Origin of the sequence: Cupriavidus sp. SK-4, from assembly GCF_000611125.1 — a bacterium.
GTDB lineage: Bacteria > Pseudomonadota > Gammaproteobacteria > Burkholderiales > Burkholderiaceae > Cupriavidus > Cupriavidus necator.
In genome coordinates this window covers 1-11,994 of sequence record NZ_JFJW01000148.1, presented here as the reverse complement: position 1 = coordinate 11,994, position 11,994 = coordinate 1, and the positions used below count along the sequence as shown (strand labels likewise).

General features: G+C 60.2%; 11 protein-coding genes, 1 tRNA gene and 2 pseudogenes. 10 read left to right on the top strand and 4 right to left on the bottom strand.

Translation table 11 applies throughout. The annotated features are described in order from the left end of the window. Nucleotides 1-392 precede the first annotated feature (392 nt). Together CF68_RS29585 and CF68_RS38790 are read right to left on the bottom strand one after the other, a co-directional pair. Nucleotides 393-1,258 (bottom strand): annotated as a pseudogene (locus CF68_RS29585) (S1C family serine protease); the annotation flags it as partial. 2 nt (nucleotides 1,259-1,260) lie between these two features. Further along, nucleotides 1,261-1,595 (bottom strand): annotated as a pseudogene (locus CF68_RS38790) (2-alkenal reductase); the annotation flags it as partial. Nucleotides 1,596-1,615: 20 nt separating this feature from the next. On the opposite strand from CF68_RS38790, the gene CF68_RS29580 reads away from it, so the two are divergent. Beyond that, complete coding sequence (locus tag CF68_RS29580) at nucleotides 1,616-2,362, top strand: Nif3-like dinuclear metal center hexameric protein (RefSeq protein ID WP_035826007.1); 747 nt, start codon at nucleotides 1,616-1,618, stop codon at nucleotides 2,360-2,362. 71 nt (nucleotides 2,363-2,433) lie between these two features. On the opposite strand, the gene mscL is transcribed toward CF68_RS29580, so the two are convergent. Next, a complete protein-coding gene (mscL, locus tag CF68_RS29575) occupies nucleotides 2,434-2,859 on the bottom strand; it encodes a large conductance mechanosensitive channel protein MscL (RefSeq protein ID WP_035826006.1) in 426 nt (141 codons plus the stop codon). A gap of 214 nt (nucleotides 2,860-3,073) precedes the next feature. Between mscL and petA the strand changes: the two genes are divergently transcribed. The 7 genes from petA (at nucleotide 3,074) to CF68_RS29540 (ending at nucleotide 8,532) form a co-directional block, all read left to right on the top strand. Next, a complete protein-coding gene (gene petA, locus CF68_RS29570; RefSeq protein ID WP_035826004.1) occupies nucleotides 3,074-3,691 on the top strand; it encodes a ubiquinol-cytochrome c reductase iron-sulfur subunit in 618 nt (205 codons plus the stop codon). 2 nt (nucleotides 3,692-3,693) lie between these two features. Continuing rightward, nucleotides 3,694-5,097 carry a cytochrome bc complex cytochrome b subunit gene (locus CF68_RS29565; protein ID WP_035826003.1) on the top strand — a complete coding sequence of 468 codons (1,404 nt, stop codon included), beginning with the start codon at nucleotides 3,694-3,696 and terminating at the stop codon, nucleotides 5,095-5,097. A gap of 36 nt (nucleotides 5,098-5,133) precedes the next feature. After that, nucleotides 5,134-5,877, top strand: a complete 744-nt coding sequence (locus CF68_RS29560) for a cytochrome c1 (RefSeq protein ID WP_035826002.1) — start codon at nucleotides 5,134-5,136, stop codon at nucleotides 5,875-5,877. Between the two features lie 219 nt (nucleotides 5,878-6,096). Continuing rightward, nucleotides 6,097-6,708 (top strand): glutathione S-transferase N-terminal domain-containing protein, encoded by a 612-nt coding sequence (locus CF68_RS29555; protein ID WP_010812311.1) that lies wholly within the window; start codon nucleotides 6,097-6,099, stop codon nucleotides 6,706-6,708. Between the two features lie 57 nt (nucleotides 6,709-6,765). Beyond that, nucleotides 6,766-7,254, top strand: a complete 489-nt coding sequence (locus CF68_RS29550) for a ClpXP protease specificity-enhancing factor (protein ID WP_035826000.1) — start codon at nucleotides 6,766-6,768, stop codon at nucleotides 7,252-7,254. Between the two features lie 52 nt (nucleotides 7,255-7,306). Next, nucleotides 7,307-7,382, top strand: a tRNA-Thr gene (locus tag CF68_RS29545). Between the two features lie 97 nt (nucleotides 7,383-7,479). Continuing rightward, nucleotides 7,480-8,532, top strand: a complete 1,053-nt coding sequence (locus CF68_RS29540) for a site-specific integrase (protein ID WP_035825998.1) — start codon at nucleotides 7,480-7,482, stop codon at nucleotides 8,530-8,532. Nucleotides 8,533-9,060: 528 nt separating this feature from the next. Here the strand turns inward: CF68_RS29540 and CF68_RS29535 are convergent. Next, nucleotides 9,061-10,056 carry a hypothetical protein gene (locus CF68_RS29535; RefSeq protein WP_152548578.1) on the bottom strand — a complete coding sequence of 332 codons (996 nt, stop codon included), beginning with the start codon at nucleotides 10,054-10,056 and terminating at the stop codon, nucleotides 9,061-9,063. A 453-nt stretch (nucleotides 10,057-10,509) separates the two neighbouring features. Between CF68_RS29535 and CF68_RS29525 the strand changes: the two genes are divergently transcribed. Both CF68_RS29525 and CF68_RS38785 read left to right on the top strand, forming a co-directional pair. Next, entirely contained in the window at nucleotides 10,510-11,001 is a 492-nt protein-coding gene (locus tag CF68_RS29525; RefSeq protein ID WP_235205935.1) for a helix-turn-helix domain-containing protein, read from the top strand. A 150-nt stretch (nucleotides 11,002-11,151) separates the two neighbouring features. After that, nucleotides 11,152-11,799: an HAD family hydrolase gene (locus tag CF68_RS38785; RefSeq protein WP_051591749.1), complete on the top strand. Its 648-nt coding sequence runs from the start codon at nucleotides 11,152-11,154 to the stop codon at nucleotides 11,797-11,799. The last annotated feature ends 195 nt before the right edge of the window (nucleotides 11,800-11,994 follow it).

Sequence of the window (11,994 nt, the reverse complement as noted above, 5' to 3'; positions counted from 1 at the left end):
GGGGGCCTTTTGTCTTGTGCGGCACCAAGTGCTGGTACAGGCTGTTGCGCTGCTATCGTGCTGTGCCAGCCATGCCGTGCCTGGATAGCCGGCCGGAGAACGGGTGGCGTGGGCGCAGCGCGGTGTGCCGGCATTCTGCTTCGCGGCGATGTGGATCGGGCGCGGCGTTGCTCGTGCCGATCGTGACCGGTATGCACGTCGATCACGCCCCCGGGCGTGAGTTGCGCCTGCCAGTGACGACCCCGGGTTCCACCGCCGCGATCCGGCAGCGCGGCGCGGCATTCCGTGATCGTTGCCTCGATGCCAAGGGCAGCAACTGCGCCAGGCATAAAAAAAGACCCCGCCATCCAAGGCGGGGCTTCTTCTTCAGGGCCGTGTTGTCGTGCCCGGCCTCACTCTTCCTCTTCAAACGGCAGCGCGCGGCGCGGCGGCGGTGGCCGCTTTCCGATCGTCACCGTCAGGTCCGTTGGCTTGCCGCGGCGGATCACGGTCATCTTGATGTCCACTCCCGGCTTGAGTTGGGCAATCGCATTGAGCAGCGCGGTCGTGTCCGTGATCGACAAGCCATCCACCTTGGTCAGCACATCGCCGGGCTTCACGCCCGCCTTGTCGGCCGGCCCACCCTGTACCACCGCGGCGATCAGTGCGCCTTCCTTGGCATCGAGGCCGAACGATTCGGCGATCTCCGGCGTCATGTCTTGCGGCTCGACCCCGATCCAGCCGCGCGTCACGCTGCCGGTGGAGATGATCGATTCCATCACCTGCTTGGCGGTCGACACGGGAATCGCAAAGCCGATCCCAAGCGAGCCGCCCGAACGCGAGTAGATCGCCGTGTTGATGCCCAGCAGGTTGCCCTGTGCATCCACCAGCGCGCCGCCGGAGTTGCCCGGGTTGATGGCCGCATCGGTCTGGATGAAGTTCTCGAAGGTATTGATGCCCAGGTGGCTGCGGCCCAGCGCCGAGACAATGCCCATCGTCACCGTCTGGCCGACGCCGAACGGGTTGCCGATGGCCAGCACCACGTCGCCGACCTTTACGTTCTCGAGCCGGCCCAGCGTGATCGCGGGCAGGTCCTTGAGCGTCACTTTCAGCACGGCCAGGTCGGTTTCCGGGTCGGAGCCCACCACCTTGGCGTTGGCCTTGCGGCCGTCAGTCAGCGCGATCTCGATTTCATCGGCGCCGTCGACCACGTGGTGGTTGGTTAGAATGTAACCCTCGGCGCTGACAATGACGCCGGACCCCAGGCTGGAGACCGGCTNNCCCGGCTCCTGCCGCTCAGGCAGGCGGTCGCCAAAGAAGAAGCGGAACCACGGATCCTCGGCCTGCGGGTTGGGCGAGCGCTTGTTGCCGTTCTTGCTGGTAAAGATATTGACCACCGCCGGCATGGCCATCTGGGCGGCTTCGCTGTAAGACCCTTCGGCCGCAGGACCGGACACGTTGGGCACGACTTCCTTGAGCGCCACGATGGGCGAACCGGACTGGACCGCGACGCGCCCCCTCTGCAGCCAATCAGGCTTGAGCGTTGCCACGACGAACCAGACCGCCAGCACGACGGTGACAGCCTGGGCAAAGAACAGCCAAAAGCGCCGCAACATATTGGAGTTTTGAGCAGAAAATGAAAACAAAAGAGCTTGAATTGTACTTGAATGACCTGTTGGAAGTTTCCCGCTACAAGGACTATTGTCCCAACGGGCTGCAAGTGCAAGGTCGCCCAGAGGTCACACACGTCGTGACGGGAGTGACTGCAAGCCTGGCATTGGTCGATGCCGCGATCGAAGCGGGGGCCGACGCCATCCTCGTCCATCACGGCTACTTCTGGAAAAACGAAGATGCGCGCGTGGTCGGGCAGAAGCACGCGCGTCTGAAGCGCCTGCTTGGCGCGGACGTCAACCTGTTCGCCTTCCACCTGCCCCTGGACAACCACCCGGAGTTCGGCAACAACGCCCAGCTCGGCCTGCAGCTCGGCTTTACGCCGACCGGCCGCTTCAGCGACGACCAGCTCGGCTGGACCGGCACGCTGCCCGCGCCGATGCCGCTCTCCGCGCTGGCCGCGCACGTTGGTGGCGTACTGGGGCGCGAGCCGCTGGCCATCGGTGACCCGGACCAGATGATCCGCACCGTCGGCTGGTGCACGGGCGGGGCGCAAGGCTATTTCGATGCCGCGGTGGCCGCGGGTGTCGATGCCTACCTGAGTGGCGAAGTCTCGGAGCAGACCACGCACCTGGCGCGCGAAAGCGGCGTGGCTTACCTTGCTGCCGGCCATCACGCCACCGAGCGCTACGGCATCCGCTCGCTGGGCGAGCATGTGGCCGAACGCTTTGGCCTGCACCATACGTTTATCGATATTCCTAATCCCGTCTGATCTGACGCAAACAAAACGGCCCCATCGGGGCCGTTTTATCTTCCGGGGTCGGTGCGCATATGGCGCACCAATCAGCGCGTCTTCAGGCTGTCGCGGATTTCACGCAGCAGCACGACTTCCTCGGGCGGTGCGGCGGGCGCTGCTTCCGGTTCCGCGGCGCGCATCTTATTAAAGGCACGCACCATCAGGAAGATGATGAAGGCCAGGATCAGGAAGTTGACAGCGATGGTCAGGAAATTGCCGTAGGCAAACACGGGCACGCCGGCCTTCTTCAAGGCATCGAGCGTAGCGGGTGTTCCGGGTGGGGGATCCGCCAGCACGATGAACATGCTGGAGAAGTCCAGCTTGCCGATCACACGGCCCACTAACGGCATGATCAGGTCGTTGACCACTGAATCCACGATCTTGCCGAAAGCCGCGCCGATGATCACTCCGACCGCGAGGTCGATGACGTTGCCGCGTACGGCGAAGGTTCTGAATTCCGAGATCATGCCCATGGGGGGTTCTCCTTCTTGTCACTAGCGATGAACGGTTTCAAGCTCGAAGCCTGCCGCATCACTCGCCGGAAAGCAAGCACCGAAGCCGCTTTCCGGGTTGCACGTCCGATAATCGCGCATGGTCGTGGCATTTTCTGCCTATCTAGTGCGCTGGTGTCTAAGGTACACTTTATGGTTGACGCAAAATCTAAATTGACTTCCCCTGGGGTTTGGAATGAGTGACCAGCAAGACGTGAAGAGCGTGGATAAGGGTCGCCGCAATTGGTTGATCGCGACATCCGTCGCTGGCGGCGTCGGAGGCGTAGCGGTAGCGGTTCCTTTCGTCAGTACTTTTGCACCATCGGAGAAGGCCAAAGCCGCGGGTGCTCCAGTCGAGGCGGATATTGGCGCGCTGAAGCCAGGCGAGATGATGACTGTCGAATGGCGCGGCAAGCCGGTCTGGATCATGCGGCGCACGGACGAACAACTGGCGTCGCTGAAGAAGACGGACGGCGAGGTGGCCGATCCCAATTCCGATGTGGCATTCACCATGCAGACGCCTGAGTACTGCAAGAACGAAACCCGTTCGCGCGCAGACCACAAGGACGTCCTGGTCGTGGTGGGTATCTGTTCCCACCTGGGCTGCTCGCCTTCGGGCCCCTTCGCCCCCGGTGCCAATTCTCAGCTCGGCGCCGATCCCGGTTTCCTTTGCCCCTGCCACGGGTCGACCTTCGACCTCGCCGGGCGCGTCTTCAAGAACAAGCCGGCTCCGCAGAATCTCGATGTTCCCCCCTACCAGTTCCTGACCGACAGCAAGATCGTGATCGGCAAGGACGAGAAAGGAGAAGCCTGATCATGGCGGCCGAAAAACAAGTCAAGACGACCGGCCTGCTGGGCTGGATCGACGCCCGCTTCCCCGCAACCCAACTTTGGGAGGACCACCTCTCCAAGTACTACGCGCCGAAGAACTTCAACTTCTGGTACTTCTTCGGTTCGCTGGCGCTGCTGGTGCTGGTGATCCAGATCGTCACCGGCATCTTCCTGGTGATGAACTACAAGCCCGACGCCACGCTGAACGCCGCCGGCATTCCGGTGGCCTTCGCCAGCGTGGAATACATCATGCGCGAAGTCCCCTGGGGCTGGCTGGTGCGCTACATGCACTCGACCGGCGCCTCGGCCTTCTTCGTCGTGGTCTACCTGCATATGTTCCGGGGCCTGCTGTACGGTTCGTACCGCAAGCCGCGCGAGCTGGTCTGGATCTTCGGCTGCCTGATCTTCCTGTGCCTGATGGCGGAAGCCTTCATGGGCTACCTGCTGCCATGGGGCCAGATGTCGTACTGGGGCGCCCAGGTGATCGTGAACCTGTTCTCGGCGATTCCCGTGATCGGCCAGGACCTGTCGCTGTTCATCCGCGGTGACTACGTGGTGAGCGATGCAACGCTGAACCGCTTCTTCTCGTTCCACGTCATCGCCGTGCCGCTGGTGCTGCTGGCGCTGGTCATTGCCCACATCATCGCGCTGCACGAAGTGGGTTCGAACAACCCGGACGGCGTCGAGATCAAGGCCAAGAAGGACGAGAACGGTATTCCGCTGGACGGGATCCCGTTCCACCCGTACTACTCGGTGCACGACACGCTGGGCGTTGCCGGCTTCCTGCTCCTGTTCTCGGCCGTGATCTTCTTCTTCCCGGAAGTGGGCGGCTATTTCCTGGAGCACAACAACTTCTTCCCGGCTGACCCGCTGAAGACCCCGCCGCATATCGCGCCGGTGTGGTACTTCACGCCGTTCTACTCGATGCTGCGTGCCACCACGTCGAACTTCCTGCCGATCCTGTGGGTGTTCTTCGCGCTGCTGCTCGGCATGGTGTTCCTGCGCAGCAAGGATGCGCGCGTGAAGATCGGCGCCGTCGCCGTCGCGGTGATCCTGGCCGTGGGCTTCTACTTCATCGACGCCAAGTTCTGGGGCGTGCTGGTGATGGGCGGCTCGGTGGTGATCCTGTTCTTCCTGCCGTGGCTGGACCACTCGCCGGTCAAGTCCATCCGCTATCGTCCTGCCTTCCACAAGACCATCCTGACCGTCTTCGTGGTGGTGTTCCTGGTGCTCGGCTATCTTGGCGTGCAACCGCCGTCGCCGGTCGGTGAGAAGGTGTCGCAGCTCGGTACGCTGCTGTACTTCGCCTTCTTCCTGACCATGCCGCTGTGGAGCCGTGTCGGCGAGTTCAAGCCGGTCCCGGAGCGTGTCACGTTCCACCCGCACTGAGCGAAGCGAACCCCGACAAGAGCACAAGGACACAAGATGAAAAAGCTGCTTTCGATCCTCGCGCTGGCCGGCGCCTGCTTTGCCGGCGCGCCTGCCATGGCATCCGAGGGGGGTTTCCCCCTTGAGCCGGCACCGGTGAACACTGCTGACCTGTCGTCGCTGCAGCGCGGCGCCAAGCTGTTCGTCAACTACTGCCTGAACTGCCACGGCGCATCGATGATGCGTTACAACCGGCTCAAGGACATCGGCCTGACCGACGACCAGATCCGCGAAAACCTGCTGTTCAGCGCGGACAAGGTCGGCGAGACCATGACCATCGCCATGCAGCCGAAGGAAGCCAAGGCCTTCTTCGGTGCGCAGCCGCCGGACCTGTCGGTGATCGCCCGCGCCCGCGGCGACGATTGGCTCTACACCTACCTGCGCACGTTCTACCGTGACGACAGCCGCGCCACCGGCTGGAACAACCTGGTGTTCCCGAGCGTCGGCATGCCGCACGTGCTGTGGGAACTGCAGGGCCAGCGCGCCGCCAAGTTCACGGAAGTGGAAGAGCACGGCGAGAAGGTGCACAAGTTTGCCGGCTTCGAGCAACTGAGCCCGGGCAAGCTGAGCAAGGTCGAGTACGACCAGGCCAGCGCCGACCTGGTCGGCTTCCTGGACTGGATGGCCGAGCCCGCGCAGAACCACCGCAAGCGCCTGGGCGTCTGGGTGCTGCTGTTCCTGGGCGTGTTCACCGTCTTTGCCTGGCGCCTCAACGCCGCGTACTGGAAAGACGTGAAGTAAGGCGCGCCAGGGGCCCGAATCCGGGCCCGGACAGGACAAAGGCCAGGGGTGGCCGCTGCGAAAGCAGCACCGCCCCTGGCTTTTTCTCTTGGAAAGCCTGCAGAAGAGCACCAATAAAGTGCGCTATTTGCCACTAATTTGCTTTCTGGTGGCCGACTTTGGCAGAATGTCAGACCTTACTGTCCGACCCTGCTTCGGCTAAGCCCAAGGAATCCAACCATGATGGTGTTGTATTCGGGTACGACTTGCCCGTTTTCCCAACGTTGCCGCCTTGTCCTGTTTGAAAAGGGCATGGATTTTGAAATCCGCGACGTCGACCTGTTCAACAAGCCCGAAGATATTTCGGTGATGAACCCGTACGGCCAGGTGCCCATCCTGGTCGAGCGCGACCTCATTCTGTATGAGTCGAACATCATCAACGAATACATCGACGAGCGCTTCCCGCACCCGCAGCTGATGCCGGCTGACCCGGTGCAGCGCGCCCGCGCCCGCCTGTTCCTGTTCAACTTCGAAAAGGAACTGTTCACCCACGTCTACACGCTGGAGAACGAAAAGGGCAAGGCCGCGGAGAAGAACCACGAACGCGCTCGCGCCGCGATCCGCGACCGCCTGACGCAGCTTGCGCCGATCTTCGTCAAGAACAAGTACATGCTGGGCGAAGAGTTCTCGATGCTCGACGTCGCCATCGCGCCGCTGCTGTGGCGCCTGGACCACTACGGCATTGAGCTGTCGAAGAACGCCGCGCCGCTGCTGAAGTATGCTGAACGCATTTTCAGCCGTCCCGCGTACATCGAAGCGCTCACCCCGTCCGAAAAGGTGATGCGCCGCTAACCGGCACCGGCCCGAAGGCATCCGCCCTCGGGCCACCACGGCGCCATTGGAAGCACAATGCCTGAAACCTCCACCAAGCCCTACCTGATCCGCGCCATCTATGAATGGTGCACGGACAACGGCTTCACGCCGTACATCGCCGTCTTCGTCGACGCCAACACCAGCGTGCCGCGCGAGTTCGTCAAGAACAACGAGATCGTGCTCAACGTCAGCTTCGACGCCACCAGCGGCCTGGACATGGGCAACGAGTGGATCACCTTCAGCGCACGCTTCGGCGGCGTTTCGCGCAAGATCGACGTCCCTGTCGAGAACGTGCTGGCCATCTACGCCCGTGAGAACGGGCAGGGCATGGCCTTCCCGGTCGAACGCAGCCTGCCCGAAACCCAGGCCGCCACCGAGCGCGAAAACAACCCGCCGCCCAAGCTGGCCCCGGTGGAAGCCGAGACCTCGGCAACTACCGCCGACTCCGGCCCCGGCGACGACGACACGCCGCCCCCGGTGCCCCGCATCGGCAGCAAGAAGCCCGCACTGAAAGTGGTGAAGTAAGCCATCCCAAAGCGGACCGCAATGCAGTAGAATCGCGGTCTGCACCAGACATGCCGGCTTAGCTCATCAGGTAGAGCAGTTGATTTGTAATCATCAGGTGGCGGGTTCGAGTCCTGCAGCCGGCACCATATAAATCAAGGGGTTACGTGAATTTCACGTGACCCCTTGTGCTTTCTGGGCGCTGAAAAGTACATTTTCGGTACAGTCAGCTCTCAGAACAGGTACATGGCAACCATCGTCAAGACGCCTTCCGGCACCTGGAAGGCGGTCATTCGCAAGATCGGCTGGCCCACCACCACGGCCAAGACCTTCCGCACGAAGCGCGACGCCGAGGATTGGGCGCGACGGACTGAGGATGAGATGGTCCGGGGTGTGTACCTGTCTCGCGCGCCGTCTGAAAAGCTCACCGTATCGGCTGCATTGAAGCGTTACATGGGTGAGGTGTCGATCACCAAGAAGCCGACCACCCAGCGCAGCGAGCGCTTTACCTCCCAGCACCTGGACGCCTTCTTTGGGAAATACTCTATGGCGGCCGTCAGTGCCGACCTGGTGGCCAGGTACCGCGATGAGCGACTGGGTGCTGGAAAGTCGAACAACACGGTGCGCATCGAGCTGGCAATGCTCGGGCACCTTTTCCGCACTGCGATCCAGGAGTGGGGCATCGGGCTAACCTTTAACCCGGTCGCAAACATCCGGAAGCCGAGTCCTGGGCCTGGGCCCGGGCGCAATCGCCGCCTGAGTGCTGACGAGCAGAAGCTGCTGTTCGCTGCAGCGGAATCGCACAGTAATCCCATGCTTGGATGGATCGTTCACCTCGCAGTAGAAACTGGAATGCGGTCCTCGGAGATCACCGGCCTACGCCGCTCCCAGATTGACCTGCGGCGGCGCGTTGTTACGCTCGTGGATACGAAGAATGGAACTGCTAGGGTAGTGCCTCTGACGCGTGCTGCCACCGAGGTTCTCCAGCATGCAATCGACAACCCGGTTCGTCCCATTGACACGGATCTCATCTTTTTTGGCGAGCCGGGCAGGGGCGGTCGGCGCGCACCCTATGTATTCCAGAAGCTCTGGGCCCAGATCACCGCAGACATAGGCCTAGGCGATCTGCACTTCCATGATCTGCGCCATGAGGCCGTAAGTAGGCTGGTGGAGGCAGGGCTGAGCGATCAGGAGGTGGCGGCAATCAGTGGCCACAAGTCGATGCAGATGCTGAAGCGGTATACGCATCTTCGCGCCGAAGATCTGGTGGCGAAAATGGATCGGCTAGCGGCCAACTGAGCGGCCAGCGACAAGGGTCTGCTGGCACGCAGTGGAGACGCAATCACTTCGATTGGTTGTTAGGGTGTGGACTGACTTGCATCCATAGCCTGTGGATATCCTGTGAAGATGCTGGGGATATCGCCGTGGAATTTCCCCCCATTTGGGGACATTTCGCCCCCCAAATAGGGACATATAGCCCCTAAATGGGGACATATCAGTCCGCAATCCCAAGCCAGGCAAGGGTTTCATGGACGTAAACGTTATTTAAATGTTTACTAAAGGTATTGATAAGGGGCGGGCCCGGCAGGTGCCTTCTCGATCGCCTCCGGCTAGCCATATGTCCCCAAATAGGGGGTAAATGAGCGTGATCTTTCCAGGAAGGCAAATTTTTTCGATACAAATAGCTAAATAACACAGAATTTCGGCTATTAGATTGCAGTTTTTGGCTGCGTGCCCGCATTGCTCCCCTTAAACGGGGACAAATTACTGATCGCGAGGGCGATCGAAGGGGCTTAGGTCTGAGTTATCGCCCCGACGGGTGCAACTTCATTTGTAGGCGGAATACAGGGCCAAAGCAGTGTACCGACGAGCCAGTTGCGGCATCCATAGGAGAAGATGCAAGAACGGATTCTCAACGAACATGCCGATGTTAAAGGGCCCGTAAGGGCGGTACGCATGCTGGATTGCCTGGCGGTAGCGTCCGTCTGATGAAATTCTCTCTTGCTCTAGCCCCACGACGTAGCTCGACAAGTCATCAAAAACGCCCCAGGCGCGTAACTGAGGATGTAGGTCTGCCAGTGCAAGCCTTACGCATAGGTACGCCCTGAGCCCATGCTCGGCCAGAAAGCCGCGGGCATGCCCTTTCAGGCGATATAGGACCAGCGCTCGACTAAGGTCTACGATCGTAGTGGCCACGTCGCAATCGTAGTTGCCATACAGGCGCATTTCCAAGTCAGTGATGACGTCTTCGAAGTCCGCTGTAGGTCCCCACGCCCCCTCATATTCACTTGCGAGCGGAAAAATCTCCCAAAGCCGCTCCGTCGCGTGTTCGTGGCCCCAGAGCGCCGTCCATAGATTGGCTGGTCCTTGCCAGAACAGCTCAGTCACGCCGAGGTAGGGAAGGTACTCGCGTCCATACTTCGGCTGCTGCGAAGGCGCTGCAAACGCGCGGGCTACCGAGCGCAACCCGCTAGGAGCTGTCATAACCGCGTAGTAGCGATCGTCCGGAAAGAACTCATGCAAAAGGTCCAGCGATTCCCTGGTCAATGCCGCATCGCCGTCGAAGCTTCTTCTCCACTTCCGAGATCGGTGGGTACCCCAATCGACCAATGGGTGTCGCTCAGACATTGTCTGATCAAACCATCGAGCAAACTGGTCTGCGTTGTCGGCACATGTCGTACGGGCGAGCAGATCAAACATTGTCGCGACGGTGCGGATCCGATCTCGCAATCGATCGTCGCGGCATTTAATTGTTCCAGCCGGCCGGCCACGCTTCTTTCGAGGTGCCGCATTCAGCCAAGGGTCCTGCGGTTGTCCTTGCATCGGCTTCTTAAATGCAGAATTTCTTTTACCCCGAAATGTAGCGCAGTTTGCGGAAGAATACCGATGTCAATCGCAACAGTGCGATGCAAGAGGAGTGGGCTTTGACCTCAACATTTGCGATCCTGAAGGACAAGTATTCGGTGTTACTCACGCTGCAGCAGCTAGCTGAAGTTCTAAGTCGGAGTCCGGACGGGCTTCGCATCAGCTTGACCACATCTCGGTCGGATTGGGCTCGTCACATCAATGCGACGAAGATTCACATTGGCCGGCGCATGTACTTCCGTGCGGAAGGCATTGCTCGACTTATTGACGAAGAAATCTCGGCGTCGCAAAGATGAGTGCCATAGCACCGACTGCGGACGCGAGCTTTCGAGCCGAGACCACGTGGTTTCATGTGTTTCGCTCCATGTTCTCTTCGCGCGATGCAGCAAAAATGGGCCTTATGCTGTCACGGTGTACTTGGTCATCAAAGCGCATGCCAACTTCAATACTGGCAACTCCTTCCCTTCGATTGACGTAATCGTCGATGAAACAGGCATCAGCAAAAGCCAGGTGATACGGGTCCTAAAGGTCTTGGAGACCTTTGGTTACCTCAAACGGACAAAGGCCGGGCGGAAGAACGAGTATCGCCTTCGCGAAAAGGTGTCTATTCGCGATGGAAGGGGGCAACAGGCAGCCGTGGCGACTTGGGACTACCTTCCGACCACTGTGCAAGCAGCCATGGCAGACTTAAAGAACCTCATGCTATCCGGAGATTTCTCTGGCTCCAGGGTCGTTCATATCGAGCGTTTGCAGATCAATGTCACGCATGCCGGCCGCGATGTCATCACACTAAACGCGGCGGACTTCGATGAACTTCCGATCGCGACACGGGAAGCACTCCTGTCCCTGCGAGACAAGCTTCCCTCAAGGGACGCGATAGAAGTTGTACACAGCTCTGAGTGACACGTATCCCTCAGACACCTGATGCCGTCGAATCGGTGTCTGGTAGGTACCTGATGGGCAGGGAAAGGTGTCTGCCAGAAACCCTAACAAGATATATCTTTTACCTAAAAAGAAGCGCCCCGGACTCTTGTTGGCTGTGGACAACTGAAAATGAAGACGGCAAAAGGGGCCCAGTGGGCCAGGAGCGTGCAACCGCGGCCCCCAACGCGAGCGGTAGTCTTCGACGCGTTTGGCACGCTAGTAGCGATCAGGCAACGGCGATGGCCATTCGCAAGGCTTGTGCGAGCGACAGCCGACCCGCGTCACGCGCTACAAGTTGTTATGACAAGACCGCTGGGGCTGCGCGAGGCAGCGCAAGCGCTAGGTTGCAACGAAGTCCCGCTCTCATCCCTCGAAGCTGACTTGGCTATCGAGCTGAACAGCATCACGTTGTTTCCAGAGGTTTCAGAGACGCTGGCGGCCATTCGTGCGCTAGGTCTCAAGATCGGCATCGCCTCGAACTTAGCCGCCCCCTATGCCGAGCCCGTGGTGCGGCAATTGTCTACGGCGCTAGACGGCTATGCATGGTCATTTCAGGTCGGTTTCCTCAAGCCCGACCCCATGCATTACCGATGGATATGTGAGGAACTGCAAGTGGCGCCAGAAGAGACGCTGATGGTTGGCGATACTCTGGCGGCAGATTTCCTCGGGGCGCGCTCCTACGGGCTGCAGGCGGTTCACCTGGATCGTAGTGGGCGAGCGCCGAAGCCCGATGTTCCAACAATTCGAACGCTGGTCGAGACCTTGGCGTGGCTTTGACTTGTTGGGGTATTCACGGTGAATACCCGTGCCGCTGTTCAGGCCTTTCCTGGGTTGATTCACGGTGAATCAGGGAGAACTAACAATCTGCTAACAGAAAACTAACACCAAACTAACACAAAGCTAACACTTCTCGGGTGGGCTTAGCCCCTCGCTAACATTTTACTAGGGCGTGTTCACACTATCTGAGCCCGT

Coding starts and splice junctions, on each gene's coding strand:
- CF68_RS29580 (WP_035826007.1), top strand. CDS start 1,616: ATGAAAACAAAAGAGCTTGAATTGTACTTGAATGACCTGTTGGAAGTT.
- mscL (WP_035826006.1), bottom strand. CDS start 2,859: ATGGGCATGATCTCGGAATTCAGAACCTTCGCCGTACGCGGCAACGTC.
- petA (WP_035826004.1), top strand. CDS start 3,074: ATGAGTGACCAGCAAGACGTGAAGAGCGTGGATAAGGGTCGCCGCAAT.
- CF68_RS29565 (WP_035826003.1), top strand. CDS start 3,694: ATGGCGGCCGAAAAACAAGTCAAGACGACCGGCCTGCTGGGCTGGATC.
- CF68_RS29560 (WP_035826002.1), top strand. CDS start 5,134: ATGAAAAAGCTGCTTTCGATCCTCGCGCTGGCCGGCGCCTGCTTTGCC.
- CF68_RS29555 (WP_010812311.1), top strand. CDS start 6,097: ATGATGGTGTTGTATTCGGGTACGACTTGCCCGTTTTCCCAACGTTGC.
- CF68_RS29550 (WP_035826000.1), top strand. CDS start 6,766: ATGCCTGAAACCTCCACCAAGCCCTACCTGATCCGCGCCATCTATGAA.
- CF68_RS29540 (WP_035825998.1), top strand. CDS start 7,480: ATGGCAACCATCGTCAAGACGCCTTCCGGCACCTGGAAGGCGGTCATT.
- CF68_RS29535 (WP_152548578.1), bottom strand. CDS start 10,056: ATGCAAGGACAACCGCAGGACCCTTGGCTGAATGCGGCACCTCGAAAG.
- CF68_RS38785 (WP_051591749.1), top strand. CDS start 11,152: ATGAAGACGGCAAAAGGGGCCCAGTGGGCCAGGAGCGTGCAACCGCGG.